Origin of the sequence: Cupriavidus sp. SS-3, from assembly GCF_035818815.1 — a bacterium.
GTDB lineage: Bacteria > Pseudomonadota > Gammaproteobacteria > Burkholderiales > Burkholderiaceae > Cupriavidus > Cupriavidus taiwanensis_C.
Window position 1 is genome coordinate 79,021 of sequence record NZ_JAYLVT010000010.1, and the last position, 25,784, is coordinate 104,804.

Here is a 25,784-nt window from a genome sequence, read left to right on the forward strand (position 1 = left end):
AGCTGCGCTTCAGGCGCGCTGCGGGCGTTCGCGCAGGTCCGGCAGGAATACCGTCAGCAGCCCCAGCAGCGGCAGGTAGGCACAGTACTCGTACACCGCGCGGATGCCGTGCGTATCGGCCATGCCGCCCAGCACCGCGGCGCCGATGCCGCCCATGCCGAAGGCAAAACCGAAGAACAGGCCCGACACCATGCCGACCTTGCCGGGGATCAGCTCCTGCGCGAACACCAGGATCGCCGAGAACGCCGAGGCCAGGATAAAGCCGATGATGAAGGTCAGCACCGTGGTCCAGAACAGGCCCACGTGCGGCAGCAGCAGCGTGAACGGCGCCACGCCCAGGATCGAGGCCCAGATCACGCGCTTGCGGCCGATGCGGTCGCCAATCGGGCCGCCCAGGATGGTGCCGGCCGCGACCGCGAACAGGAACAGGAACAGGTGCAGCTGCGCGTCCTGGCGTGCCAGCGCGAAGCGCTCCATCAGGTAGAAGGTGTAGTACGAGGTCAGGCTGGCCATGTAGAAGTACTTGGAGAACACCAGCACCATCAGCACCACCATGGCCCGCACCACCACGCGCGTCGCCACCGGGCTGGCCGAGGCGCCGGAGGCCTTGCGCTTGCGCGCGCCCTGCGCCAGCTGGCGCGCGTACCAGCCGCCGATGCGCCACAGCACCACGATGCCCACCAGCGCCGCCAGCGAGAACCACGCCAGGCTGGCCTGCTGGTGCACGATCAGCGCCGCCAGCAGTGGGCCCATGGCGCTGCCGCCGTTGCCGCCGACCTGGAAGATCGACTGCGCCAGCCCGTGCTGCCCGCCCGACGCCATGCGCGCCACGCGCGACGACTCCGGGTGGAAGATCGACGAACCCGTGCCGACCAGCGCCGCGGCCACCAGCAGCACGCCATAGCTGGGCGCCACCGACAGCAGTAGCAGGCCGGCCAGCGTAAAGGCCATCGCCACGGCCAGCGAATGCGGCTTGGGATGCTTGTCGGTGTACAGCCCCACCACCGGCTGCAGCAGCGACGCGGTGACCTGGTAGGTCATGGTCAGCAGCCCGATCTGGGTGAAGCTGAGGTTGAAGCCGCCCTTCAGCATCGGATAGATCGCCAGGATCAACGACTGGATCATGTCGTTGAGAAAGTGGGCGAAGCTGATCGCGGACAGCACGCGGAAACCGGTGCGTTCCGCCTGCGGGGACGGAGCAAGCGAGGGGGTCGCGGGGGCTGCGCCAGCCGGCGCGGAGTCGATGGTTGTGCTCATTGGCGGCTCTCGACGAACGGAAAGCGGCCAGCGGGGAGGCCGGCCACGAAGGATCTGAGCACCGATGCTAGCTGGCACGCCGGCGCCTGTCCTGCGAGAATAGGTCCGCAACCTTGGAGAAAAGGACATGGCGCGCGCCCCCCGCCCTCTTTCCGCCGCGGCCCCCGACAGCCGCCGATCCCGGCAGCCACTTCCCGATCCCACGCCCGAGACGCTGGCGCTGGGCGATACCTACGCCGATCCGCCGCCCTATTTCCGCTTCGACCGCAGCCCGCTGCCGGTCACAGCGATGGCGGCCGACTACCTGCCCGGCCACGTGACCCAGCCTCACCAGCACCCGCATGCGCAACTGATCCACGCGGTGCATGGCGTGATGGTGGTGGCCACCGCCGAAGGCCAGTGGATCGTGCCGCCTACGCGTGGCATGTGGATGCCGGGCGGCACCACGCACTGGATCCGCATGGTTGGCCGGGTGCAGATGCGCACCGCCTATATCCGCCCCGATGCCGCGCCCGACCTGCCGCAGCGCTGCACCGTGCTGGGCATCTCGCCGCTGCTGCGCGAGCTGATCCTGGCCGCGGTCGAGATCGCCCTGCCCTACGCGCCCGACACGCGCGATGCGCGCCTGATGCGGCTGCTGCTCGATGAAGTGATGCTGGTGCCGTCGCTGCCGCTGCACCTGCCGCGCCCGGTCGATGCCAGCCTGCGGCAGATCTGCGAGGCCATCGCCGAGGCGCCCGACACCGCGCTGACACTGGCAGACTGGGGCGCGCAACTGGGGCTGGACCCCAAAACCATCCAGCGCCGCTTTGCGCGCGAAACCGGCATGACCTTCGGCCAATGGCGCCAGCAGGCGCGCCTGCTGGCCGCACTGGAAAAGCTGGCGGCCGGCAGCAAGGTGGTGGATGTGGCGCTGGACCTGGGCTACGACAGCCCGAGCGCGTTCGCGACCATGTTCCGGCGGCAGTTCGGCGTGCCGCCGAGCGCTTTCTTCCGTTGAGGCCCCGGAGCGCGGAAGCCGCGCTCAGTTGCCCAGGTAGCGCTCCACCAGCCGGGTCCAGTAGGCCGCGCCGACGGTCAGGTTGTCGTCGTTGAAGTCATAGCCGGCGTTGTGCAGCAGCGGCTGGTTGGCGCCGTTGCCCAGCCGCACGAAGCAGCCGGGGCGCTGTTGCAGGAAGTAGGCAAAGTCCTCGCTGCCGGCAATGCGCGCGGCCTGGTCCACCACCTTGCCGGGGCCGACCAGTTCCTCGGCCACCTGCCGCGCGAACTCGGTCTCGCGCTCGCTGTTGACCAGCACGGGGTAGCCGCGCACGTAATCGATCTCTGCCACCGCGCCGTAGCCTTCGGCGTGCGCCGTGGCAAGCTGGCGGATGCGGTGCTCCAGCGCGGCGCGCACGTCGGGGCTGAACGAGCGCACGCTGAGTTCCATGCGCGCATGGTCGGGGATCACGTTGGGGGCGTGGCCGGCGTGCAGCGTGCCGATCGTCACCACGGCGGTCTCGTTCGGATCGACATAGCGCGACACCACCGACTGCAGCGCCATCACCAGGCTGCCTGCCACCAGGATCGGATCGACCGACTGGTGCGGTCGCGCGGCGTGGCCGCCCTTGCCGCGGATGGTGATGGTGACGGTGTCGCACGCCGCCATGAACGGACCGGAACGGAACAGGAATGTGCCCTGCTCCACGCCCGGATGGTTATGCAGCCCGAAGATGGCATCGCAAGGAAAGCGCTCGAACAGCCCGTCGGCCAGCATGCGCTCGGCACCGCCGCCGGCGCCGATTTCCTCGGCCGGCTGGAAGATCAGGTGCACGGTGCCGTTGAAATTGCGCGTGCGCGCCAGCTGCCGCGCCGCGCCGAGCAGGATCGCGGTATGGCCGTCGTGGCCACAGGCGTGCATGCGGCCCGCGTTGACGCTGGCGTACGGCAGCGCGGTGCGCTCGTGGATCGGCAACGCGTCCATGTCGGCGCGGATGCCCACGCTGTGGCCACTTTCGCCGCAGCGCAACGTCCCCACCACCCCGGTCCCGCCCACGCCGCGCGTGACCGCGTAGCCCCAGCCTTCCAGCAAGGTGGCGACCAGGCCGGCGGTGCGGACCTCGTCGAAGGCCAGTTCGGGGTGCTGGTGGATATTGCGCCGGATGGCTTCGAGTTCGGCGCGGCTGTCGAGGGTATCGGCCAGCGCGCAGTATCGGCGCTTCAGCGGGGACGCGGGGGACTGGAGGGTGGCGCCGAGGTAAGACTCGATTTCGGGGGCGTGCTCGGACATGACGTTTTGCTCTCTGGCGAAACCTGTATAACCAGTATTTCACGCAGAAAACGCGAGCGAAACGTCAGGCCCCGGATTTCCTGTAAAACCATGTAATCGGGCCGCTTTCTGCGCCAGATCTGTTGCCCTAATCGTACGCTTTGTGTGGAAACCCAACGCTTTGTATGAAAGCGTATCGCTGGGGAACCCTTTCGGCAGTCCCCTTCAGCGCTCGCCGTACGCCACCACCCGCTGCACCTGCTCGCCCAGCTTATCCACGCCCAGGCGCATGGTGTCGCCGGCTTTCAGGAAGCGCGGCGGCTTGCAGCCCATGCCCACGCCGGGCGGGGTACCGGTCGCGATCAGGTCGCCTGGCAGCAGCGTCATGAAGCGGCTGACATAGCTGACCAGCGTGGCCACGTCGAACACCATGGTCGCGGTGGTGCCCTGCTGCACGCGCTCGCCGTTGACCTCCAGCCACAGGCCCAGCGCCTGCGGGTCCGGCACTTCATCGCGGGTCACCAGCCACGGGCCGGCCGGGCAGAAGGTGTCGCAGCCCTTGCCCTTGTCCCAGGTGCCGCCGCGCTCGATCTGGAATTCGCGCTCCGAGACATCGTTGACCACGCAGTAGCCGGCCACATGCTCCAGCGCCTGTTCGCGCGAAACATTGCGCGCAGTAGTGCCGATGATCACGCCCAGCTCCACTTCCCAGTCGGTCTTGTGCGAGCCGAACGGCAGCATCACCGCATCGTTGGGACCATTGAGCGAACTGTTGGCCTTGAGGAATACGATCGGCTCGGCCGGCAGCGGCATGCCGGCTTCGGCGGCGTGGTCGGCATAGTTCAGGCCGATCGCCACGATCTTGCCGATACCGGTCCAGGGCACGCCAAAGCGCGCGCCTTCGATGACCGGCAGGGTGTGCGGGTCGACCTGGGCCAGCGACTGCAGCGCGGCCGGCGCCAACTGCGCCGCATCGACATCGTGGATCACGGCGGAAAGATCGCGCACGCGGCCTGCCTCATCGATCATGCCGGGGCGCTCCGCGCCGGGGTTGCCTACTCGAACCAGTTTCATCGTCGTCGTTGGGTGGTGTGTGTTCTTGGAAGGGGTTCAGGCGGATTGCTTGAGCGCGCCGTTGCGCGCATTGCCTTCGGCCAGCGTCTGCGCCACCACGGTCAGCACTTCCCGCGCGGTGTTCTCGGAATGGCTGCGCAGCACCTGCGCCAGCCGCGGCCGGCCGGGCTCGCGCAGCGCGGCCATGATGGCCTCGTGCTCCTCGTGCGACTCCTGCCAGCGCAGGGTATCGGCGTTGGCGGCACCGCGGGCGCGGTGCACCTTGCTCATCAGCGTGGCGTAGACGCCGGCCAGCACCGGGTTGGCGGCGCCGTCGATGATGAGCTGGTGGATCTCCTGGTTGATGCGGAAATAGTCGGTGCGCCGGCCAGCGGCGTGGGCATCGATCATGGCCTGGTGGCGCCGCTCCAGCTTGGCCATCGCCGCCGCGCCCAGCCGCTGCGCCGCCAACTCGCCCGCCAGCGCCTCCAGCCCGTGCAGGGTTTCGAAGGTGGCGCGCAGTTCTTCCAGGTCCAGCGGCGCCACCCGGTAGCCGATGTACTGCCGGTGCAGCACCAGTCCCTCGGACACCAGCACCTTCAGCGCCTCGCGCAGCGGCGTCTTCGAGACATCGAAGGTCTCGCAGAAGGCCCGTTCGTCGATGCGCGCACCGGGCGGCAGTTCGCCCTCTTCGATCATGGTGCGCAGCCGCGCGGCGATCTCGGCCGACATGCCGAGCGTGCGCAGGCGCGCGGAAGGGGAAAGCGTTTGTGTCACAGACGTCACCAAAATGGGGAAATGCACCACAGCAAGGCTACCACACCCCGAAATTGTGCATCCGCAACATCGTAAAATCAATGACTTACGAGCGTTGTAATTACAGATTACGTATCCTATACTCCGGCCTGTTGCGCGACACCCCCATCAGAACTGCCTCAACCAAAGGACGAAAACAGGAGACGCCGTCATGCAGACGACAACGCGGGCAACAGTGATGACCGAGGCCAGGACCTCGGTGCGCTGGAAGATTTTTTTGATGATGCTGTTTCTCATCGCGATCAACTACATCGATCGCGCCTCGCTGTCGGTGGCCATGCCGCTGATCGCCAAGGAGTTCGACCTCAGCCCCACCATGCAGGGCCTGATCCTCAGCTCCTTCTTCTGGACCTACGCGCTGATGCAGGTACCGGGCGGCATGCTGGCCGACAAGTACAAGCCGCGCATCGTGATTGCGTGCGCCACCGTGTTCTGGGGCATTGCCCAGGCCGTGGCGGCCTTCACCACCAACGCCACGCAGCTGCTGCTGACACGCCTGGGCCTGGGCGCGGCCGAGGCGCCGATCTACCCGGCCGGCGGCAAGCTCAACGCGATCTGGATGACGCAGAACGAGCGCGGCCGCGGCGCCACCCTGCTGGACGGCGGCGCCCCGCTGGGCGCGGCCCTGGGCGCGATCATCATCACCTGGCTGATCGCCGCGCTGGACTCGTGGCGACTGGCCTTTATCGTCGCCGGCGTGGGTACGGTACTGGCCGGCGTGCTGGCCTGGTACTACGTGCGCAATTCCCCGCGCGAGCACCGCGGCGTCAACGAACTGGAAGCCCGCTACATCGAGGACGCCCTGGCCAATGAACACCGCGCCGAGCCGGCCAACCTGTCGGGCCGCTCGCTCGACTTCTTCAAGTACCGCTCGGTGTGGTGCATGGCAATTGGCTGGATGTGCTTCAACACCGTGTTCTACGGCCTGCTGACCTGGATGCCCAACTACCTGAACAAGGTGCACGGCTTCGACATCAAGCAGATGGGCGGCGCCAGCTTCATCATCTTCTTCAGCGGCTTCGTCGGCGAACTGATCGGGGGCTGGATCGCCGACAAATGGAAGGAAGCCGGCGGCCGGCCCAACGTGGTGATGCGCACGCTGTTCGGCATCGCCGCGGTGGTGGCGACGGCGTCGATCTTCTCGGTCGCCTATGTCACCGACCCGCTGGTGGTGGTCGTGCTGCTGTCGTCCACGCTGTTCTTCCTGCGCTGGTGCGGCCTGTTCTGGTGCGTGCCGTCGATGCTGGGCACGCGCAACAAGGTCGGCTTCCTGGGTGGCGTGATGAACCTGGGCGGCAATATCGGCGGCATCTCGGTGCCGATCATCGTCGGCATGATCGTGCAGTTCACCGGCTCGTACTTCCTGGCGCTGATGTTCTTTGCCGCGGCCGGCGTGGGCCTGCTGCTGGCTTCCACCGCGATCGACTACGAGACTAAGATCCCGGTCTGAAGACCCGTCGGATCACCGAGTTCCGCAAACAGACGAAATCCCGCGACAGGCGCCGGCAACGTCCCGGCGCGCGCACTCACTCCTGAGACAAGAGCAAAATGACCAAGCAAATCCGACTCGGCATGCTGACGCCGTCTTCCAACACCGCGCTCGAACCCATCACCAGCGCGATGGTCGCCGGCCTGCCCCATGTCAGCGCGCATTTCTCGCGCTTCACCGTCACCGAGATCTCGCTGCGCGACCAGGCCCTGGGCCAGTTCAACCTCGACAAGATCCTGGCCGCCGCCAGCCTGCTGGCCGACGCGCGTGTAGACGTCATCGCCTGGAACGGCACCTCTTCCGGCTGGCTCGGCTTCGACAAGGACGAAGCGCTGTGCAGACAGATCACCGAAGCCACCGGCATCCCGGCCACCACCTCGGTGCTGGCGCTCAACGAGATCCTGGAAAAGACCGGCGCGCGCAACTTCGGCCTGGCCACGCCGTATCTGGACGACGTGCAGCAGCGCATCATCGCCAACTATGAGCGCAGCGGCTTCCATTGCGTGGCCGAGAGCCACCTGGACCTGCACGTGAACTACAGCTTCGCCGAGGTCGAGGAAGACACCATCCGCGAGATGGTGCGCGGGCTGGCGCAGCACCAGCCGCAGGCCATCACCACCTTCTGCACCAACCTGCGCGCCGCGCACCTGGCCGAAGAACTGGAAGCCGAGACCGGCATCCCGCTGTACGACACCATTTCCACGGTGGTATGGAAGTCGCTGCGCCTCTGCGGCGTGGATACGCGCGAGCTGCGCGGCTGGGGCCGCCTGTTCCGCGAGGTCGACTAAGCCGGGACCTCAGCCGGCCCTGTGCAGATCTGCAATGCGCGTCCGCACGGACGCGCATTGCTGCATAAGGGCCCCGATCCTAGACTGCCTCCACGGTCGCCGCATGGCGTGGCGGCCAGGCAACCACTACAGGATCGCGATGAAGCTCTATTACACACCGGGCGTCTGCTCGATGGCCGTCCATATCGCCCTGCGCGAAGCCGGCCTGCCGGTCACGCTGGCCAAAGTCGACCTGCACACCCACAAGCTGGCCGTGCCGGAACACGGCACCGACGACTACTACACCATCAACCCGCGCGGCTACGTGCCGCTGCTGCAGCTGGACGACGGCTCGCGCCATACCGAGGTGGCGTCGCTGCTGCAGTACATTGCCGACCTCGTACCCGAACGCGCGCTGCTGCCCGCGGCCGGCACCCGCGAGCGCCTTGACGCCACCGGCTGGATCACGCTGGTGTCGACGGAATTGCACAAGGTCTTCAGCCCGTGGCTGTGGCACAAGGAAACCGCGCAAAGCACGCAGGACGAGTGCAAGGCCAAGCTGCAGCGCCGCTTTGCCGAACTCGACCAGCACCTGCAAACCCGCCAGTACCTGACGGGCGACACCTTCACGGTGGCCGATGCGTACTGCTTCACCATCGTCGGCTGGGCCCGCATCCTGAAGCTGCCGCTGAACGACTACCCGGCGCTGCAGCAATACCTGTCGCGCGTTGCCGCGCGGCCCGCAGTCCAGGAAGCAATGCGAGCCGAAGGGCTGGTGCGCGACTGAGCCCAGCGGCACGGAGGATCGCTGCTCAGCGCGGCGCGGCGAGCAGCGATTCGATCTTCGCCACCAGTTCCTTGTCGTCCGGCGTGGTGCGGCTGCCGTAGCTGGCCACCACCTTGCCGTCGCGGCCGATCAGGTACTTGTAGAAATTCCATTTCGGCGCGGTGCCGGTCTGCTTCGCCAGCAGCGCGTACATCGGGTTGGCGTCGCTGCCGCGCACATGCGACTTGCCCAGCATCGGGAACTTGACGCCGTAGGTGTTGTAGCAGAAGTCCGCGATCTCTTTCTGCGAGCCCGGCTCCTGCGAGAAGTCATTGGACGGAAAGCCCAGCACCACCAGCCCGCGCGCGTTGTACTTGGCGTACAGCGCCTCCAGCCCTTCGTACTGCGGCGTGAAACCGCAATAGCTCGCGGTATTGACCACCAGCACCACCTTGCCCGCGTACTGGCACAGGTTCTGCGGCGCATCGTCCTGCAGGCGCGGGAAGGTGAAGTTGAGCGAAGCCGGGCACGCGCCCGCGGCAGCAGGGACCGCGGCCGCGGCAGGCTTGTCGGCAGCGCGCAGCGGCGCCGGCAACAGGGCTGCGCTGGCGGCTGCCACGGCAAGGGCGGCAGCCAGGGGAACGGACAGGCGCAAAGGCGGGGGGCGACGGCTCATGGCAACGGGGCTCCGGTGGTCGGCTCGCTGGTTCGGGTACGCGTGGTCTACGCCGATGGCGGGCAGCCGGAGGCGGCCGCGCGTCAGTCCATCGCCAGCGTGGCGGCGTGCTCGGTGACGCTGCTGCGCAGCTCCACGTCCGGCATGCGGCGCACGATCAGCAAGGCCAGCACCGCCGCCGCGGCACCCACCGCGAAGATCAGGTGGAAGCCGGATTCGACGCCGCCGGCCAGCACCGCGCGCACCGACGGCGACAGCTGCGCGAAGGCTTCGCTGCCATGGCGCAGCGCGCCCAGGTCCAGCGCTTGCGTGACCCCCGAGGCCGCCAGCGCCTGGCGGAATTCCAGCGTCAGCAGCGTGCCGGCCAGCGCGCCGCCCAGCGCGCTGCCGAGCGAGCGCAGCACCAGCAGCGCGCCGGTGCCGGCGCCGGTATCGCGGCGCTCCAGCGCGTTCTGCACGCTCATCAGCGTTGCCACCATGGTGATGCCCAGGCCCACGCCCGCCAGCGTCATCGCCGCCAGCACCACCGCCAGCGGCACCGCCGGGGTCACCAGCGCCAGCACGATCAGGCCCAGCGCGCCGGCAACATAGCCCGCGCTCAGGATGCCGCGCAGGCGGCCCACGCGCGGCGCCAGCCACGCCACGATGAAGTTGCCCGCCACCGTCGCCAGCAGGAACGGCATCACCAGCAGGCCGGAGGTCGACGCATCGGCGCCGCGCACCAGCTGGAAGTGCAGGGGCAGGGCGAAGATGCACAGGAAGATGTCGAGCGCCGCCAGCGCCGACGCGGCCACGCCCAGCACATAGGCACGATTGTGGAACAGGCGCGGCGGCAGCATCGGGTCGGCCGCGCGGCGCTCCTGCCAGGTCAGCAGCAGCACGGCCGCGACGGCGGCCAGCAGCAGGCGCCCAGTTCGGGCGAGAGCCAGTCGTAGACATCGCCGCCCCAGCTCATCGCCAGCAGGAAGGCGACGATGGCCACCGCCAGCAGCAGCGCGCCCAGCCAGTCGACGCGCGCACGCCCGCCGCGCGCGGGCAGCATGGCCAGGCCGCGGTAGCACATGAACATCGCCAGCAGGCCCAGCGGCACGTTGACCCAGAACAGCCAGCGCCACGACATGTGGTCCGAGACCCAGCCACCCACCAGCGGCCCGGCGATCGACGCCACCGCCCATACCGTGGCCAGGTAGCCCTGGTAGCGCCCACGCTGGCGCGGCGCCACCACGTCGGCGATGGCGGCCTGCGCCAGCGACATCAGCCCGCCGCCGCCCACGCCCTGCAGCGCGCGGAACAGGATCAGCTGCCCCAGCGTCTGCGCCAGCGCGCACGCCACCGAAGCGCCGATGAACAGCGTAATCGCCACCATCAGCAGGCGCCGCCGCCCGAAGCTGTCGGACAGCTTGCCGTACAGCGGCGTCGTCACCGTCGACACGATCAGGTAGGCCGTGACGATCCACGACAGGTGGCCGAAGCCGTTCAGGTCATTGGCAATCGCCGGCACCGCCGGGATCACCACGGTCTGGTCGAGCGCGGCCAGCAGGATGCACAGCACGATGCCGCCGATCACGCGCATCACCGCGCGATGGTCATGCGCGGGCAGGGCGGATGCGAGGTTGGGCGATGGCGAGACAGCGGACGCGGTGGGACCGGCGGAGGCGGGCGAAGACATGGGCAAGCACAAGGCCGCAGCAATGTGCGGCGAAAGCAACGTCAAGGGCAGGGAATCTCGGCCGGGAACCGCGCGAGGGGGGCGTGATGCCGGAGCGGGTGGCCTAATTCAGCGAACGCATAATTATATGCGGCCAACGAATATCGTGCTGGCGGAGGATCGGGATGGACGGCAGGATCCGCGCGCGGCGCTGCTGCCTTGCCGTGAAAGCAAGGGACAAAGCAGGCCGCAGCAAGGCGGCCCTGCTTCAGGCGGATGCAAACGCTAGCGACCGCCGCCAGTGATGTAATGCTCCAGCTGTTCGATGATGAACTGCTGCTCGGAGATGATGTCCTTGACCAGGTCGCCGATCGACAGCATGCCGATCAGCTCGTCGCCCTGCATCACCGGCAGGTGGCGCAGCCGGTGCCGTGTCATCAGCGCCATGCATTCGTCGGTGGTCTGGTTGGCGCTGACGTAGATGACCGCGGTGGTCATGATGTCGCGCACGAGCGTCTCGCGCGAGGTGCGCTGCATCAGGATCACCTTGCGCGCGTAATCACGCTCGCTGATGATGCCCTTGATCTCGCCATGCTCGATAACCAGCAGCGCACCGATGCCTTTCTCGGCCATCAGCTGCAGCGCGGCGTAGACGGACGCCGTGGGCGGAATGCTGTAGATGGCCTGACTCGGCTTGGACTCCAGAACCTGGCGTGCGGTTTTCATCACCAACTCCTTTTCCATCGAGAAAACATGCGGCTGGCGCTACCTGGCTTGCTGCCAATGGAACCAGAGTAGCAAAGGAATGCGCGGGCTTACAGGGTGACTTACGCTAATCTTTGTAAGCAAGGGGGTGGCGCTCCCAGTACCGGGCGCGCGCATTACTCCGTCAGCATCCGCACCTTCACCTTTTTGCCCTTGACCTTGCCGGCGTTGAGCCGCTTCACCGCCTCGCGGCCGATGCTGCGCTCGACGGCGATATAGGTGGACATTTCCAGCACGTTGATCTTGCCGATCTGCTCCTTGGCAAAGCCCGCCTCGCCGGTCAGCGCGCCAAGGATGTCGCCGGGGCGGATCTTTTCCTTGCGGCCGCCCAGCATCTGCAGCGTCACCATCGGCGCCAGCAGGCGCTCGGTGCTGGCCGGCGTCAGCTCGGCCAGCGGGTGCCATTCGAACTCGCCGCCGTGATGCTGCTCCAGGTTGCCCACGCGCCCCATCTCGTCCATGCTGACCAGGCTGAAGGCCCAGCCCTCCTGGTCGGCACGGCCGGTGCGGCCGATGCGGTGCACGTGGACTTCCGGGTCGGGCGTGATCTCGACATTGATCACTGCCTCGAGCTGGGCGATATCGAGCCCGCGCGCCGCCACGTCGGTGGCCACCAGCACCGAGCAGCTGCGGTTGGCAAATTGCACCAGCACCTGGTCGCGCTCGCGCTGTTCCAGTTCGCCATGCAGCGCCAGCGCCTGGTAGCCCTGCGCGCGCAGCAGTTCCACCAGGTCGCGGCAGCGCGCCTTGGTATTGCAGAAGGCCAGCGTGCTGGCCGGGCGGAAGTGGTCCAGCAGCCGCCCCACCGCGTTCAGGCGCTCGCTTTCTTCCACCTCGTAGAAGCGCTGGCGGATGGTGCTGTTGTCATGCGTGGCCTCCAGCTTGAGCGACTGCGGGCTGCGCAGGAAGCGGTGGCTGAGCTTGTCGATGCCGGGCGGGTAGGTCGCCGAAAACAGCAGCGTCTGCCGGTCCCTGGGGCAGCGGCTCGCCACATAGGCGATATCGTCGAAGAAGCCCATGTCGAGCATGCGGTCGGCCTCGTCCAGCACCAGCGTGTTGATGGCCGACAGATCCAGGCTGCCGCGATCGATATGGTCCAGGATGCGGCCCGGCGTGCCGACCACGATATGCGCGCCATGGATCAGGCTGTCGACCTGCGGGCGCATCGGCGCGCCGCCGCACAGCGTCAGCACCTTGACGTTCTCTTCGGCGCGCGCCAGGCGGCGGATTTCCTGCGTGACCTGGTCGGCCAGCTCGCGCGTGGGGCACAGCACCATGGCCTGCACGTCGAAGCGGCGCGGATCGAGCCGGTGCAGCAGCGCCAGTCCGAACGCCGCGGTCTTGCCGCTGCCGGTCTTGGCCTGCGCCACCAGGTCCTGGCCGGCCAATGTGATCGGCAGGCTGGCCGCCTGGATCGGCGTCATTTCGTCATAGCCGAGCTGCGCCAGGGTGGCGAGCATGGCGGGCGACAAGGGCAGGGTGGAGAAAGCGGGGCCGGCTGGCGGCTGGGCGGGGGTAGAGTTCATGCGGGATTATAGCGAGCCTGGGTCAGGCATCCGCTTCAGCGGGCGGCGTCCAGCCCAGCCGCTCCAGCAACGCCTGCGCGGCGGCCGGCGCGCGTTCCTTGGCACCGTTGATGAAGAACACAAAGACCTCGCGCTGGCGTGCCGCCGGCTTGCGGTCCTCGAGCATCGGCAGGTCATCCGGCTGCGCGCCTTGCGCCCACGACTGCGCGCGTGCGGCCCATTGGTCGAGCGCCTTCGGTCCATAGCCGGCCTTGAGCTTCGCGCTGCTTTCCATCAGCCGCGCGTAGACAAAATCCGCGGTCAGGTCTGCCATCGACGGGAATTTCGGCGCATCGGTGAAGACCGTGGCGGCCTTGTACTTGCGCGCGAGCCTGAGATAGTCCGGCGACCTGAAACTGTCGTGCCGCACCTCCAGCACGTGGCGCAGTGTCACGCCTTCGACAGAGGCCGGCAGCAATTGCAGGAAGGCCTCGAAGTCTTCCGCGTCGAATTGCTTGGTCGGCGCGAACTGCCACACCACCGGGCCCAGCTTGCGGCCCAGCTCGGCAATGCCGCTGTCGATAAAGCGCGCGATCGAGTCGCCGGACTCCGCCAGCACGCGGCGGTTGGTGGCAAAGCGCGAGGCCTTCACCGCAAAGACGAAGTCATCCGGGGTCTCGTCGCGCCACTTGGCAAACGAGGTGCGCTTCTGCGTGCCGTGATAGGTGCTGTTGATCTCGATCGCGCTGAGGTGCCGGCTGGCATAGGCCAGTTCGCGCGCCTGCGGCAATTTGGCGGGATAGAAGTTGTCGCGCCACGGCGCGTAGTTCCAGCCGCCGATGCCGACGCGCACCAGCCCGGCCGGCGCGGCGGCCTTGCGCGATGGCACGGTCGATGGGGATCTGGACGCGGCTTTGGTTGCGGCCGCAGAGGTTGCGGCAGGCGTGGATGCGGCCTTCGCCGCGGTGCGTGCTGGCATGGCGCGGTCTCCCGAGACGCGAGACTGGCAGTCTAGCGGGAAACCGCGCGATGCGGTAACGCCGCGGTGGCGATGCGGCCAAATCCATCGCCCATAAAAAAACCGGAAGAGGGCAATGCCCCCTTCCGGCCCCGCTCCCCGATCCCCCGGGTTCAGAACGAGAAATTGAGCAGCACGTCCGCGATATTGACGTCAGCGGGCTGCGTCTGCACGGCACCCGCGGCGCTGGTGGCCTGGATGCTGTACTTGCCTGCCGCGGCGCCATCCGGCGACAGCGGGATCGGCAGCGCGGCCTGGTAGGTGCCGATCACCGGCGCGGCCACCGGCAGCGCGGGTTCGGTCGCGAACAGGCTGTAGGCGCCGGTATCGCTGGCCGCCGCGGTCGCGGCGATTTCAAAGGTACCGCCGCTGACCAGCTGCAGCGCGCGCAGCGTGGCTTCGGCCGAGGCCGGCGCCACCGCGCCCGAGACGCGGCGATAGGTCGATGCCGGCAGCGTCATCGGCGCCGCGGCGGTCGAGATCGCCGTGGGCGTACCCACCACCACCGGCACGCCGCGCACGATGCCCGCCGCCTTGGCGTTGGCCGCACCCGGCACCACCACCACGTCGACCGGACCGGCCGTGCTGCTTTGCTCGATCGGCGACAGGCGGAAGCTGCCGTTGGCATCCGCCACGGTCGACTTCACCACCACGCCATTGCGCTCGGCATAGACCCGCGCACCGGGGGCCGCGGCCACCACGCCGTTGACTTCGCCGCTGACGGTCATGGGGATCGCGGTCACCACCGGCTTCAGGCCATAGGTGCCATTGCCGCGCGTCACCACCGACTTGCAGGCGTCGAAGTCGAGCACCAGGTCGGTCAGCGTGTCGCGCGCCACCGTGAACGGACGATTGATCTTGATACCCGACTGGACCGCGCTGGGCGTGTCGAGCGGCTGCTCTGCGCCACCAACGGGCACCACCGAATTGGCCAGGGCCGAGGCACCGCTGCCGCGGTTGGCATCCAGCACCAGGCGCACCTGCTGGTAATCGCCGGCCGGCAGTGCGGTCTGGCCCAGCACCGTCATCACGCCGTTGGTCAGCGACAGCAGGTCGATCCTGCGCGCGGGCACCACGTCGATATCGACCCAGCCCCCGGCGCTGGCCTCGGCGCTGGCGCTGCTGTGCACGCGCACCTTGTTGACGGTGACGAAGACATTGTTGAAACCGCAGGCCGGCGCATCGGTCATCGATACCTGCAGCGTGCCGCGACCGGAGCCGTCGTCGCCGCCGCCGCCACCGCCGCAGGCGGCCAGCGCAAGCACGCTGCTCACGGTAAGCAGGCGCAACGGGGCAGAACTCTTAACAAGGAATGACACGGCAATTTCTCCGTTTATTGTTTGTGGGTTGATCGCAGCATATGTGGCGGTTCGCATAACCGGTGTAAATCTTTGTAATACGTTGTGAAAAAGTTCGCTCCATTGTCTGCATGACTGATCAGCAGGCCTTGAGCGATCGCAACGATTCGCGCTGCATTGTTTCGTCAACTCCGGCAATCACGAGCGCATGCATCACATTGCTCAAGTCGGCGCGGCGCGCTCCGTATACAGCGGGGTGGAAATCCCACCCTGCAGATTCCCTGCAAACGCCCCCAACGATTCCTTACGAAGGATTCCCCTTGATGTTCACTACCATCCGCGCGCGGATCGTGGCCCTGTGCGTCGCCATCGTGGTCGCCGCGCTCGCCATCAACACGGCACTGAACCAGTTCGTTGCCAATCGCCATAACGAAGACGCCATCGACAGCAGCCTGGCCGCGGTGCAGAGCGGCCACGCCAGCGCCATCGCCGACTGGGTGGCCTCGCACAGCCGGATGATCGAGTCGCTGCAGGACGCCGTGCTGCAGCCCGAACCCGATGCTGCGCTAAGGCAGATCGCGCAGGCCGGCGGCTTTACCAACGTCTACGTCGGCTACGCCGACAAGACCGCGAAGTTCTCCAACCCGCAAGGCATCCCGCCCGGCTACGACCCTACCGGCCGCCCGTGGTACCGGCAGGCCGCCGCGGCCGGCAAACCCGTGGTCACGCCGCCTTATGTCGATGCCGGCACGGGCAAGCTGGTGGTGGCGTTCGCCGCGCCGGTGGTGCGCGACGGCGCCGTGCAGGCCGTGGTCTCCGGCGATGTCGCGATGGATACGGTCATCGCCAACGTCAAGGCCATCCATCCGTCGCCGGCCAGCTTCGGCATGCTGGTGGCGCAGAACGGTGACATCGTCGCCCACACCGACGACAAGCTCACGCTCAAGCCGGTCACGGAACTCGTGCCGGCGCTGAGCGCCGACAAGCTCGCCACGCTGGCCGGTGCGAAGACGCCGCTGCAAGTCGAGGTGCACGGCAGCACCAAGCTGCTCGGCGCGCGCGCCATCCCCGGCACCGACTGGCTGGTCATCGTCGCGCTGGACCAGGCCGAGGCCACCGCCGGCATGCGCTCCGTGCTGATCGCGTCGGTGATCGCGCTGGTGCTGATCGCCGGCGTGGCCGCGGCGGTGGTGTGGGGTGTGGCGACGATGTCGCTGCGCGGGCTGTCCACCGTGCGCGACGCCATGAATGCGATCGGCTCCGGCGACGGCGACCTGACCCAGCGCCTGCCCGCGCACGGCAACGACGAGGTCGCGCAGATCGCGCGCGCCTTCAACACCTTCGCCGACAAGCTCTGCACCATCATGCGCCAGATCCGCGACGCCAGCGAATCGGTGCGGGCCGCGTCCGACGAAATCGCCGCCGGCAACATGGACCTGTCGCGCCGCACCGAATCCGCCGCCGCCAGCCTGCAGCAGACCGCCGCATCGATGGAAGAGATCACCGCCACCGTCGGCCAGTCGGCCAGTTCGGCGCAGCACGCCAACGCGTCCGTCGCCGCCGCCTCGCGCGTGGCCGGCGACGGCGGCGTGGTGATCGGCGAAGTGATCAGCACCATGGGGCAGATCGAGACCGCGTCGGTCAAGGTGTCGGACATCATCGGCGTGATCGAGGGCATCGCCTTCCAGACCAACATCCTGGCGCTGAACGCCGCCGTCGAAGCCGCGCGCGCCGGCGACCAGGGCCGGGGCTTCGCCGTGGTTGCCGGCGAGGTGCGCGCGCTGGCCCAGCGCAGCGCCCAGGCCGCGCGCGAGATCAAGACCCTGATCGAAACCACCGTGGGCAGCGTCGCCTCAGGCTCCGAGCAGGTCCGCCGCGCCGGGGACACCATGGGCGAGATCGTCAGCAACGTCTCGAAAGTGACCGGAATTATCAACGAGATCACTCACGCGACGATGGAACAGACGCGCGGCATTCAAGAGGTGAATATGGCGGTGAGCCAGCTGGACCAGATGGTGCAGCAGAACGCGGCGCTGGTGGAACAGTCGACTGCGGCGGCCGCGGCGCTGCAGACGCAGGCCGGGAGCCTTGCGGGGGCGGTGGGGCAGTTCAGGCTGGGCTGAGATTCCCGGGCGTCATCGCGATTTGCCCGGCGGCACGGGCACCCGCTCGCGCCGCCCGCCGATCGCCCCGGTGCCCGCGGCCTTCACGATCCTGCGGAAGGTCGGGCACTCCATATGGCTGGGCGCCGGACACACCGCCGCATGGCGCAGCCCGTCGCGCATCGCCGTCAGCTTGCGGATGGTCCGATCCAGCTCGTCCGCCTTGGCGGCCAGCATCTGCCGGTCGATGCGCGGCTGGCCCTGCGGCGAGAACATCCGCGCGATGTCGTCCAGCGAAAAGCCGGCCGCCCGCCCCAGCGCGATCAGCGCCAGCCGCTCCAGCACCTCCGCATCGAACACGCGCCGCATCCCGCGCCGGCCGATCGATGCGATCAGGCCCTTTTCCTCGTAGTAGCGCAGCGTCGATGCCGGCACACCGGCCTGCCGGGCCACTTCCGCAATATCCAGGCTTGTCACCGCTTGACCTCAAGTCGACTTGAACTGGCACAGTGTAGCTTCCAGCCACGCGAGGGGATACGACCATGGGTGAACAACGGCAAACCAGCAGCAACGGCGGCGAGCAGGCCGCACTGTGGAACGGCGCCTCCGGCCAGGCGTGGGTGGAGCACCAGGGCCTGCTGGATGACATGTTCCGGCCACTGGAAGAGCAGCTGGTCCAGGCCGCCGGCAACGCCGCGGCGCAACGCATCCTCGATGTCGGCTGCGGCACCGGCAGCACCACGCTGGCGCTGGCGCGGCGCCTGGGTGAGAAAGGCCATTGCACCGGCATCGACATTTCCGCGCCGATGCTCGCCGCCGCGCAGTCCCGCGCGCAACGCGAGGGCATCAACGCAAGCTTTATCCACGCCGATGCGCAGGAGCACGCCTTCGCCCCGGCAAGCTTCGACATGATCGTGTCGCGCCTGGGCGTGATGTTCTTCAGCGACCCGGTGCGCGCGTTCGCCAACCTGCGCTGGGCCGCGACGTCGGACGCCACGCTGCACTGCATCGCCTGGCGCAGCGCCGCCGAGAACCCCTTCATGACCACCGCCGAGCGCGCCGCCGCCCCGCTGCTGGCGAACCTGCCGCCACGGCAGCCCGGCGCGCCGGGGCAGTTTGCCTTCGGCGAGCGCGAGCGCGTGTCGACGATCCTGCAAGGGAGCGGCTGGGGCGATATCGAGATCCGACCGACCGACGTGACTTGCACGCTGCCGGAGCCGGCGCTGGCCGGCTACCTGTCGCGTCTCGGCCCGGTCGGGCTGGCACTGCAAGGCGCCGACGCCACCACACGCGAGCGCGTCGCCACAACCGTGCGCGCCGCGTTCGAGCCCTACGTGCAAGGCGATTCCGTGCGCTACACCGCAGCGTGCTGGACCATCACGGCGCGCGCGACCGCGGCTGTTCCGCTCAATTGCCGGGACACCAACCATGCCTGACCACACCACCGCCATGCTGCTCCATGCCACGGTCATCGGCACCGGCGCCACGCTGGTCATGGATGCCTGGGCCATCCTGCGCAAATGGCTGCTCGGCTTGCCTGCGCTGAACTATGGCCTGGTCGGCCGCTGGCTTGCCTGGGTCCCGCGTGGACGTTTCCACCATCGGCCCATCGCCGCCACGCCACCGGTGCGCGGCGAGCAGGCCATCGGCTGGATCGCGCATTACCTGACCGGCATCGCGTTCGCGGGGATACTGCTGGCGTTATGGGGGCTGGACTGGGCGCGCAAGCCGACGCTGGCACCAGCCTTGATCGTCGGCATCGCCAGCGTCGCCGCGCCCTTCCTGCTGATGCAGCCCGCGATGGGCGCTGGCATCGCGGCCAGCCGCATGCCACGGCCGAATGTCGCGCGGGTGCATAGCCTGGTGACGCATGCGGTTTTTGGGGTGGGGATGTATGCGGCGGGTTGGGTGGCGAACCTTACGACGAGGTCGCTCTGATCAGCGGACAGCCAAGCAGTTTGCCGACCGTCAGAGCCCCCGCACCCCGCGGCATTTCGGAAACGTGGTGCAACCCCAAAAGGGATTGCCAGCGTTCGCGCCCTGTTTTGAGATGCGCTGAATCATGGCAGCGCCACAGCGCGGGCAGGCCGGTGCGCCAGGAGGCCTTGCCTCTTGCTGTGGCGGCTGCATGGAGGCTGCGTGCGAACTCGCAGGAGCGGATGGTCTGGCGGTGAAATCGACCGGCGCTGCCGCGCGGACGCGCTTGACCAGCGCGCTCAGTGCCTCGCCGTCGATCAGTTCGATGTTCCGCCCCGACGCGAAGGCCCGAGCATCGGCCGTGAACTGTCCCGATGTCACCACGTACCCCTGCGCCACACCTTGCGCGGCCATCACACCGTACAGTTCGCGCACCACCGTGACTGGGACCTTGTAGGCGCGCCATTGCTTGCACTGAACCAGCGCCAGCTCATTTCCCTTCCTGAGCCGCAGATCGATTCCGCCGTCCGCTCCGCTGCCTCCAGTCTCGGCGACGGCATATCCCCGCATCCGAAACAACTCGCCCACCAGCCGCTCGAAATCCCGCCAGCTCATTTGACGCAGCGCGTCGCCTGACCGTGCCGCCGCCACGTCGCGGACCAGACCTTGCCGCTTGCGGCGTCCCAGCCATGAGGCCAGCGCGCCCGCGAGCAGTATCAGCGGAACAAGGTACTGGCCGTATGTCGACAGCGCCTTGGCCATCTGCGATACAACCATCTGTCCCATCTGCCCCGGCGCTGCGTTGATCGGCACTTCAGCGACTGCATAGCGATGCAACACGACGTAGGCAAAGATTGCTGCCGTTACGCCAACCCACCATGGCAGCGCCGCGGCGATGCCATAAAGATCCTCGAAGACGCTCGATTGCTTCCTGCGACCCATGTTGTGACCCTCGTCTCTATTGTTTTTGTCAGACGGAAGGATGCCGTCGGGAATGGGGGATGTCGTCCCTGCGCACGCGGGGGTAGCGGCAGGGCAAGCGGCTTATCGCATTTTCACTCCGGCACCGGATACTTCCTCGCATTGATTTCCATCTTCGCCCGCACCGCGGCGTCCAAATCCACGCCGAGCGCCGTCACCAGCTGGGTCAGATAGATGGTGATGTCTGCAAGCTCCTGCTCCACATGCTCGCGCTTGGGCGTAGACATGATGGCGCGCGATTCGTCCTCGGTCTGCCACTGGAAGATCTCGACCAGTTCGGAGACCTCGACGCTCAGCGCCATCGCCAGGTTCTTGGGGCTGTGGTACTTGCCCCAGTGACGGGCTTCGCCGAAGTCGTAGGCGGCTTGCTGCAGGTTCTTGATATCGATCAGGGGCATGGTGGTGTGGCGAATGCTTCGTGTGGCAGCACGCCGGCATCGGCGTGTGCAATGGTTGAGTTGCCCTTGGGCAGTGAACGGATGGCTGCGGCGGTTCAAGCGCCGAGCAGCCGGCGCGCCAGCAATGCCTGCAGGTCGCGCCGGCCATCCGCGATGACATAGATGAGCACGCTGTCGTCCACTAGGCGGTAGATCACGCGATACGGCTTGAATGCGGTCTGGCGATATTCCCGGATACCCAGCGCGATCAGCTCGGCCGGGTAGCTGCCCTTCTCGGGGAAGCGCGAAATCTGGTCCACGGCTTCCAGCAACCGATCCAGCAAGTAGTCCGCGTTCTCGACACAGTCGAATTCCGCAATGTAGTCGTAGATGGACTCCAGATCCTGTTCGGCCCCGACGGTAAGCAGGACCTCATGGCGCTTGCCGCCCGCCGGCATCAGCCGGCGGCCCGCTTGCTGCGCAGGCGCGCGACCACGTCCTTGACAGGCTTGAGCTTGCCGGCGGCGATTTCCTGGTTGCCCAGCGCCAGGATCTTCAGCAGGGCCAGCGTTTCCTGCGTCTGCTCGAACGACGCAACGTCCTGCAGCACCGCGCGCGCCTCGCCGTTCTGGGTGATCACCAGCGGCTCGCGCCGCTCATTGACCTGCTCGAGCACCTCGGCGGCATTGGCCTTCAGGTAGCTGATCGGCTTGACCTGGGAAGAGTAGCGCATGATGTGAGCCTGACTGTGCAATGGACCGAATATAGACTTTATTCGGTCCTGCAACAACCGACGGCAGCCGGCGATTTATTGCCAACACGAAGCGGCGCCGCGCGCACCCCACCCAGCAAATCGCCACCCTCCAAGGGTTATCCCTAGGCAAGCATTCCCATTTTTCGGGACTGGCGGTTTTGATTTCCGGGAATCCGGTCCTATTCTTGGGCCCCATGTTGAATGCAGTCGACCACACCACGCCGCGGCAGCCCGCGGCTCCCACAAGCGCCGATGCCGCACAGCCGGCCGGCGGTGCCGACCGCGTGCTGTTCGTGCTGGCCGCGCTGGCGCAACACGGCGCCCCGATCACGGTGCGCGACCTGGTGGCCCGGACCGGCTTGCCCAAGAGCACGCTCTATCGCCAGTTGATGCTGCTCAAGCGCTGGGGCTTCGTGCTGGAGTCCGACGGCGAATACGCGCCGGGCCCGATCAGCCTGCAGCTCGCGCTCGGTTTCGACATGGCCTCGCACCTGGCCCGCGAAGCGGTGCCCGATATGCGACTGCTGGCGCAGCAGTCGGATGAAAGCGTCGGCCTGGTGGTCGCGGTCAAGGACCACGCGGTGTGCCTGGAGATGGTGGAGAGCCGCCAGTCGCTGCGCTGTTCGTTCGAGAAGGGCCGCGGCGTGCCGCTGCGCGCGGGCGCGTCGGCCAAATCGCTGCTGGCCTTCATGCGCGACGACGCGCGCGAACGCGTGGTCCGGGCCCAGTGCGAGCCGGCCGAAGCGGAAAGACTGCTGGCGGAACTCGCTGCGATCCGCGCCACCGGCTATGCCGTCAGCGAGGGCGAAGTGGACCCCGGCGTGTGGGGCGTGAGCGCGCCGCTGTTCTCGCGGCGGGCCAAGGCCGACGCGCTGGGCTCGATCACGCTGATGGTGCCGGCCACACGCCGGCAAGGGCGCGAAAGCGCGCTGATCGACATGACCGTGGCGGCAGCCATGCGGATTTCCGCGCGGCTGCAGTCTTACTGAAAACAGCCAGGCAATCTTTACCGCACCGTCCGCAGACCCGCGCGACGGCAGATTTCCCGTTCCCGGAAAAAAGGAGACCCCCATGAACCTTCGTCGCAAATGCCTGATCGCCGGCCTCTCGGCCGTGGCCGGACTGACCTTCGGCGCCGCCGCGCACGCGCAGGACAGCAACGTGCTGCGCGTGGCCACCGACGCCACCTTCCCGCCGATGGAATTCATCGAGAACGGCAAGCGCACCGGCTTTGACGTCGAGCTGGTCGAGGCCATGGCCAAGACCATGGGCAAGCAGGTGGAATGGACCAACATCGACTTCAAGGGCCTGATCCCGGGCCTGGTCTCGCGCCGCTTCGACATGGCCGTATCCGGCATCTACATCACCCCGGAGCGCCGCAAGGTGGTGGACTTTACCGAGCCCTACTACACCGGCGGCCTGGTGGCGCTGGTCAAGAGCGGCAACGCCACCATCAACAAGCCGGAAGACCTGAACGGCAAGAAGGTCAGCGTGCAGGTGGGGACCAAGTCGGTCAGCTTCCTGCGCGACACCTATCCGCAGGTGCAGCGCGTGGAAGTCGAGAAGAACCAGGAAATGTTCAACCTGGTCGAGATCGGCCGCGCCGATGCCGCCGTGACCGGCAAGCCGGCCGCGATGCAGTACGTGAAGACCCGCGGCGGCCTGCGCGTGGTGGAACAGCAGCTGACCACCGAGGAATACGGCATGGCCGTGCGCAAGGACACGCCCGAGCTGACGCGCGCGCTGAATGCCGCGCTGGCCAAGCTCAAGGCCGATGGCACCTACGCCAAGCTGACCCAGAAGTGGTTCGGCGCGGCCGCCAAGTAAGCCACGCGGACCGACACCATGGAACTGGATTTTTCTCCCGTCTTCGCCGGGTGGCCCGACATCCTGCACGGCGCCGTCATCACCGTGCAGGTGACGGCCTGCGCGCTGGTGCTGGGCTGCGTGATGGGCCTGCTGGTCGGCATCGGCCGGCTGGACCCCAGGCGCCGCGTCATCTACGGCATCTGCACCGCCTATGTGACCTTTATCCGCGGCACGCCGCTGCTGGTGCAGCTGTTCCTGCTGTTCTTCGGGCTGCCGCAGTTCAACATCCTGCTGCCGGCCTTTGTGTGCGGCGTGATCGGGCTGGGCATCTATTCCGGCGCCTATGTCTCGGAGATCGTGCGCGGCGCGATCCAGTCCGTCGACAAGGGCCAGATGGAAGCCGCGCGCTCGATCGGCATGTCGTCCGGCCAGGCCATGCGCGCAATCATCCTGCCGCAGGCCATCGTGCGCATGATCCCGCCGCTGGGCAACGAGTTCATCGCGCTGATCAAGAACTCGGCGCTGGTGTCGCTGCTGACCATTGCCGACCTGATGCATGAGGGCCAGAAGATCATCAGCGTGTCGTACCGGTCGCTGGAAGTCTACCTGGCGATCGCGCTGGTGTATCTGATCCTGACGAGCGCGGCCGGGCTGATCCTGCGCCGCGCCGAACAACGGCTGCGCATGGGAGGCATGGTGCAATGAGCGATTCCGCAATCATCCGGATCCGCAACTTGGGCAAATCATTCGGCAACCACACCGTGCTGCGCGGCATCGACTTCGACGTGGAACCGTCGCAGGTGGTGGTGGTGATCGGCCCCAGCGGCTCCGGCAAGAGCACCTTCCTGCGCTGTTGCAACGGGCTGGAGCAGCCCGAGGCCGGCACCATCGACATCGTTGGCAAGCGCCTGGTAACCGACGGCCAGCTGATCGACGAGCAGGGGCTGAACCAGCTGCGCACCGAAGTGGGCATGGTGTTCCAGTCGTTCAACCTGTTCCCGCACCTGTCGGTGCTGCACAACGTCACGGTGGGGCCGCGCATGCTGCGCGGCGTCTCGCGCGACGACGCCGAGCGCAAGGCAATGAGCCTGCTGGAGAAAGTCGGCCTGGCGCACAAGGCGCACGCCATGCCGGCCAGCCTGTCCGGCGGCCAGAAGCAGCGCGTGGCCATCGCCCGCGCGCTGGCGATGGAGCCGCGCGTGATGCTGTTCGACGAGCCGACCTCCGCGCTGGACCCCGAGCTGGTGGGCGAAGTGCTGCAGGTGATGAAGGTGCTGGCCGCCGAAGGCATGACCATGGTCGTGGTCACCCATGAAATGGGCTTTGCCCGCGAAGTGGCCGACGTCGTCGTGGTCATGGACGGCGGCGGCATCATCGAGGCCGGGCCGCCGTCGGTGATCTTCTCCGCGCCGACGCAGGAACGCACGCGCGGCTTCCTGCAGGCGGTGCTGACGCGGGCATGAGGATGGCAGTGACGCAAAACCCCTGGCAGGGCCGTGTCGACCACGGCGAGCAGGGCGACACCACGCGGCTGTTCCGCATCGTGCAGGCGCTGGACCCCGCGGTCACCGCGCCGCTGGACCACGCGCCGGTATTGCTCGGCTTTCGCTGCGATGCCGGCGTGCTGCGCAACCAGGGCCGCCCCGGCGCCGCCCACGGCCCCGACGCCATCCGCCAGGCGCTGGCCAACGTGCCGGCGCACGGGCTGCCGGCGCTGTACGACGCCGGCAATGTCAGCTGCGACGACGGCGAGCTGGAATCGGCCCAGCAGGCGCTGGCCGGCGCGGTCCAGGCGGTGCTGGCGCGTGGCGGCTTTCCGCTGGTGCTGGGCGGCGGCCATGAAGTGGCGTGGGGCACGTGGCAGGGCCTGCGCGCGCACCTGGATGCGCGGGACGATGCTGGTCGCGTGCTGATCATCAATATCGACGCCCACTTCGACCTGCGCACCAGCCGGCCCGCCAGCTCCGGCACGCCGTTCGACCAGATCGCCCATGTCTGCGCGGAGCGCGGCCAGCCGTTCGACTATGTCTGCCTGGGTGTCAGCCGCCTCAGCAACACGCCGGCGCTGTTCGGCCGCGCCGAGGCGCTGGGTGTCAGCTACGTCGAAGACGTCGACATGCAGGAACGCCACCTGCCAGCGCGGCTGGCGGAGTTGTCCGAGCGCATCGATGCCGTGGACCACGTGTACCTGACCATCGACCTCGACGCGCTGCCGGGCGCGGTGATGCCGGGCGTGTCGGCGCCCGCCGCTTACGGCGTGCCGTTGCCGGTGGTCGAGGAAGTGGCGCGGCTGGTCCGCCGCAGCGGCAAGCTGCGCGTGGCCGACCTGGCGGAGTACAACCCCCAGTACGACCGCGACCACCTGGGCGCGCGTGTGGCGGCGCGGCTGGCCTGGCGCCTGCTGCGCTGAAGCGCGGGCCAGGGACCCTTCCGCCAGTTGGCAGCCGCCGCGCGCGGCGATAGTATTGCCCTTCGCTAGATTTAGCGATTCTGATCAGAATTGATAAAGCCAGGCAAGGGCAGTCCTGCGCCGGCGCG

Annotated in this window: 26 protein-coding genes and 1 pseudogene; 12 read left to right on the top strand and 15 right to left on the bottom strand. The window is 67.7% G+C overall.

Going from position 1 to position 25,784, the window contains the following annotated elements:
* Positions 1–9: 9 nt before the first annotated feature.
* On the bottom strand, positions 10–1,257 hold the full coding sequence (locus U9J39_RS16885; protein WP_326347566.1) for an MFS transporter: 1,248 nt from the start codon (positions 1,255–1,257) through the stop codon (positions 10–12).
* Between the two features lie 127 nt (positions 1,258–1,384).
* Between U9J39_RS16885 and U9J39_RS16890 the strand changes: the two genes are divergently transcribed.
* Entirely contained in the window at positions 1,385–2,257 is an 873-nt protein-coding gene (locus tag U9J39_RS16890) for an AraC family transcriptional regulator (RefSeq protein WP_198035956.1), read from the top strand.
* Between the two features lie 24 nt (positions 2,258–2,281).
* Here the strand turns inward: U9J39_RS16890 and U9J39_RS16895 are convergent, their stop codons facing one another.
* The 3 genes from U9J39_RS16895 to U9J39_RS16905 form a co-directional block, all read right to left on the bottom strand.
* Entirely contained in the window at positions 2,282–3,526 is a 1,245-nt protein-coding gene (locus tag U9J39_RS16895) for a M20 aminoacylase family protein (protein WP_116312008.1), read from the bottom strand.
* A gap of 204 nt (positions 3,527–3,730) precedes the next feature.
* A complete protein-coding gene (locus tag U9J39_RS16900; protein ID WP_116312007.1) occupies positions 3,731–4,579 on the bottom strand; it encodes a fumarylacetoacetate hydrolase family protein in 849 nt (282 codons plus the stop codon).
* Between the two features lie 36 nt (positions 4,580–4,615).
* A complete protein-coding gene (locus U9J39_RS16905; protein WP_172581706.1) occupies positions 4,616–5,335 on the bottom strand; it encodes a GntR family transcriptional regulator in 720 nt (239 codons plus the stop codon).
* Positions 5,336–5,525: 190 nt separating this feature from the next.
* On the opposite strand from U9J39_RS16905, the gene U9J39_RS16910 reads away from it, so the two are divergent.
* The 3 genes from U9J39_RS16910 (at position 5,526) to gstA (ending at position 8,417) form a co-directional block, all read left to right on the top strand.
* Positions 5,526–6,824 carry an MFS transporter gene (locus tag U9J39_RS16910; protein WP_115679065.1) on the top strand — a complete coding sequence of 433 codons (1,299 nt, stop codon included), beginning with the start codon at positions 5,526–5,528 and terminating at the stop codon, positions 6,822–6,824.
* A 98-nt stretch (positions 6,825–6,922) separates the two neighbouring features.
* A complete protein-coding gene (locus U9J39_RS16915) occupies positions 6,923–7,651 on the top strand; it encodes a maleate cis-trans isomerase family protein (RefSeq protein ID WP_116312006.1) in 729 nt (242 codons plus the stop codon).
* 139 nt (positions 7,652–7,790) lie between these two features.
* On the top strand, positions 7,791–8,417 hold the full coding sequence (gene gstA, locus U9J39_RS16920; RefSeq protein ID WP_115707682.1) for a glutathione transferase GstA: 627 nt from the start codon (positions 7,791–7,793) through the stop codon (positions 8,415–8,417).
* Positions 8,418–8,442: 25 nt separating this feature from the next.
* Here the strand turns inward: gstA and U9J39_RS16925 are convergent, their stop codons facing one another.
* The 6 genes and pseudogenes from U9J39_RS16925 to U9J39_RS16950 all read right to left on the bottom strand — a co-directional run bounded on the left by U9J39_RS16925 (position 8,443) and on the right by U9J39_RS16950 (position 15,327).
* Entirely contained in the window at positions 8,443–9,072 is a 630-nt protein-coding gene (locus tag U9J39_RS16925) for a glutathione peroxidase (protein WP_116312005.1), read from the bottom strand.
* An 83-nt stretch (positions 9,073–9,155) separates the two neighbouring features.
* Positions 9,156–10,645, bottom strand: a pseudogene (locus U9J39_RS16930) (MDR family MFS transporter).
* A 360-nt stretch (positions 10,646–11,005) separates the two neighbouring features.
* Complete coding sequence (locus U9J39_RS16935) at positions 11,006–11,446, bottom strand: CBS domain-containing protein (RefSeq protein WP_018006712.1); 441 nt, start codon at positions 11,444–11,446, stop codon at positions 11,006–11,008.
* A 155-nt stretch (positions 11,447–11,601) separates the two neighbouring features.
* Positions 11,602–13,011 carry an ATP-dependent RNA helicase DbpA gene (gene dbpA / locus U9J39_RS16940; protein ID WP_116312003.1) on the bottom strand — a complete coding sequence of 470 codons (1,410 nt, stop codon included), beginning with the start codon at positions 13,009–13,011 and terminating at the stop codon, positions 11,602–11,604.
* Positions 13,012–13,033: 22 nt separating this feature from the next.
* Positions 13,034–13,969: a DUF72 domain-containing protein gene (locus U9J39_RS16945; protein ID WP_116312002.1), complete on the bottom strand. Its 936-nt coding sequence runs from the start codon at positions 13,967–13,969 to the stop codon at positions 13,034–13,036.
* A gap of 152 nt (positions 13,970–14,121) precedes the next feature.
* Positions 14,122–15,327: a DUF4382 domain-containing protein gene (locus U9J39_RS16950; RefSeq protein WP_326347567.1), complete on the bottom strand. Its 1,206-nt coding sequence runs from the start codon at positions 15,325–15,327 to the stop codon at positions 14,122–14,124.
* Positions 15,328–15,629: 302 nt separating this feature from the next.
* Between U9J39_RS16950 and U9J39_RS16955 the strand changes: the two genes are divergently transcribed.
* Positions 15,630–17,429 carry a methyl-accepting chemotaxis protein gene (locus U9J39_RS16955; RefSeq protein ID WP_116312000.1) on the top strand — a complete coding sequence of 600 codons (1,800 nt, stop codon included), beginning with the start codon at positions 15,630–15,632 and terminating at the stop codon, positions 17,427–17,429.
* Positions 17,430–17,441: 12 nt separating this feature from the next.
* On the opposite strand, the gene U9J39_RS16960 is transcribed toward U9J39_RS16955, so the two are convergent.
* A complete protein-coding gene (locus tag U9J39_RS16960; RefSeq protein ID WP_116311999.1) occupies positions 17,442–17,885 on the bottom strand; it encodes a helix-turn-helix domain-containing protein in 444 nt (147 codons plus the stop codon).
* Between the two features lie 65 nt (positions 17,886–17,950).
* Between U9J39_RS16960 and U9J39_RS16965 the strand changes: the two genes are divergently transcribed.
* Both U9J39_RS16965 and U9J39_RS16970 read left to right on the top strand, forming a co-directional pair.
* Complete coding sequence (locus U9J39_RS16965; RefSeq protein WP_115707666.1) at positions 17,951–18,844, top strand: class I SAM-dependent methyltransferase; 894 nt, start codon at positions 17,951–17,953, stop codon at positions 18,842–18,844.
* On the top strand, positions 18,837–19,346 hold the full coding sequence (locus U9J39_RS16970) for a DUF2938 domain-containing protein (protein ID WP_116311998.1): 510 nt from the start codon (positions 18,837–18,839) through the stop codon (positions 19,344–19,346). The genes U9J39_RS16965 and U9J39_RS16970 overlap by 8 nt, the downstream gene beginning before the upstream one ends.
* Positions 19,347–19,376: 30 nt before the next feature.
* Here the strand turns inward: U9J39_RS16970 and U9J39_RS16975 are convergent, their stop codons facing one another.
* The 4 genes from U9J39_RS16975 to U9J39_RS16990 all read right to left on the bottom strand — a co-directional run bounded on the left by U9J39_RS16975 (position 19,377) and on the right by U9J39_RS16990 (position 21,416).
* Positions 19,377–20,267 (bottom strand): restriction endonuclease, encoded by an 891-nt coding sequence (locus U9J39_RS16975; RefSeq protein WP_116311997.1) that lies wholly within the window; start codon positions 20,265–20,267, stop codon positions 19,377–19,379.
* A gap of 113 nt (positions 20,268–20,380) precedes the next feature.
* Positions 20,381–20,704, bottom strand: coding sequence for a nucleotide pyrophosphohydrolase (locus U9J39_RS16980; protein ID WP_116355271.1), 324 nt, complete (start codon positions 20,702–20,704; stop codon positions 20,381–20,383).
* A 95-nt stretch (positions 20,705–20,799) separates the two neighbouring features.
* Positions 20,800–21,141 (bottom strand): type II toxin-antitoxin system RelE/ParE family toxin, encoded by a 342-nt coding sequence (locus U9J39_RS16985; protein WP_326347568.1) that lies wholly within the window; start codon positions 21,139–21,141, stop codon positions 20,800–20,802.
* On the bottom strand, positions 21,141–21,416 hold the full coding sequence (locus U9J39_RS16990; protein WP_062796107.1) for a type II toxin-antitoxin system Phd/YefM family antitoxin: 276 nt from the start codon (positions 21,414–21,416) through the stop codon (positions 21,141–21,143). The genes U9J39_RS16985 and U9J39_RS16990 overlap by 1 nt, the downstream gene beginning before the upstream one ends.
* A gap of 215 nt (positions 21,417–21,631) precedes the next feature.
* Here U9J39_RS16990 and U9J39_RS16995 point away from each other — a divergent pair, with 215 nt between their 5' ends.
* The 5 genes from U9J39_RS16995 (at position 21,632) to hutG (ending at position 25,656) form a co-directional block, all read left to right on the top strand.
* Positions 21,632–22,426 carry an IclR family transcriptional regulator gene (locus tag U9J39_RS16995; RefSeq protein WP_326347569.1) on the top strand — a complete coding sequence of 265 codons (795 nt, stop codon included), beginning with the start codon at positions 21,632–21,634 and terminating at the stop codon, positions 22,424–22,426.
* Positions 22,427–22,508: 82 nt separating this feature from the next.
* The gene (locus tag U9J39_RS17000; RefSeq protein WP_115702899.1) at positions 22,509–23,264 is read left to right on the top strand and encodes a glutamine ABC transporter substrate-binding protein; all 756 of its coding nucleotides are present in this window, start codon (positions 22,509–22,511) and stop codon (positions 23,262–23,264) included.
* Between the two features lie 18 nt (positions 23,265–23,282).
* Complete coding sequence (locus U9J39_RS17005) at positions 23,283–23,951, top strand: amino acid ABC transporter permease (protein ID WP_115679049.1); 669 nt, start codon at positions 23,283–23,285, stop codon at positions 23,949–23,951.
* Positions 23,948–24,709 carry an amino acid ABC transporter ATP-binding protein gene (locus tag U9J39_RS17010; RefSeq protein WP_115707654.1) on the top strand — a complete coding sequence of 254 codons (762 nt, stop codon included), beginning with the start codon at positions 23,948–23,950 and terminating at the stop codon, positions 24,707–24,709. The genes U9J39_RS17005 and U9J39_RS17010 overlap by 4 nt, the downstream gene beginning before the upstream one ends.
* On the top strand, positions 24,706–25,656 hold the full coding sequence (gene hutG, locus U9J39_RS17015; RefSeq protein WP_326347570.1) for a formimidoylglutamase: 951 nt from the start codon (positions 24,706–24,708) through the stop codon (positions 25,654–25,656). The genes U9J39_RS17010 and hutG overlap by 4 nt, the downstream gene beginning before the upstream one ends.
* The last annotated feature ends 128 nt before the right edge of the window (positions 25,657–25,784 follow it).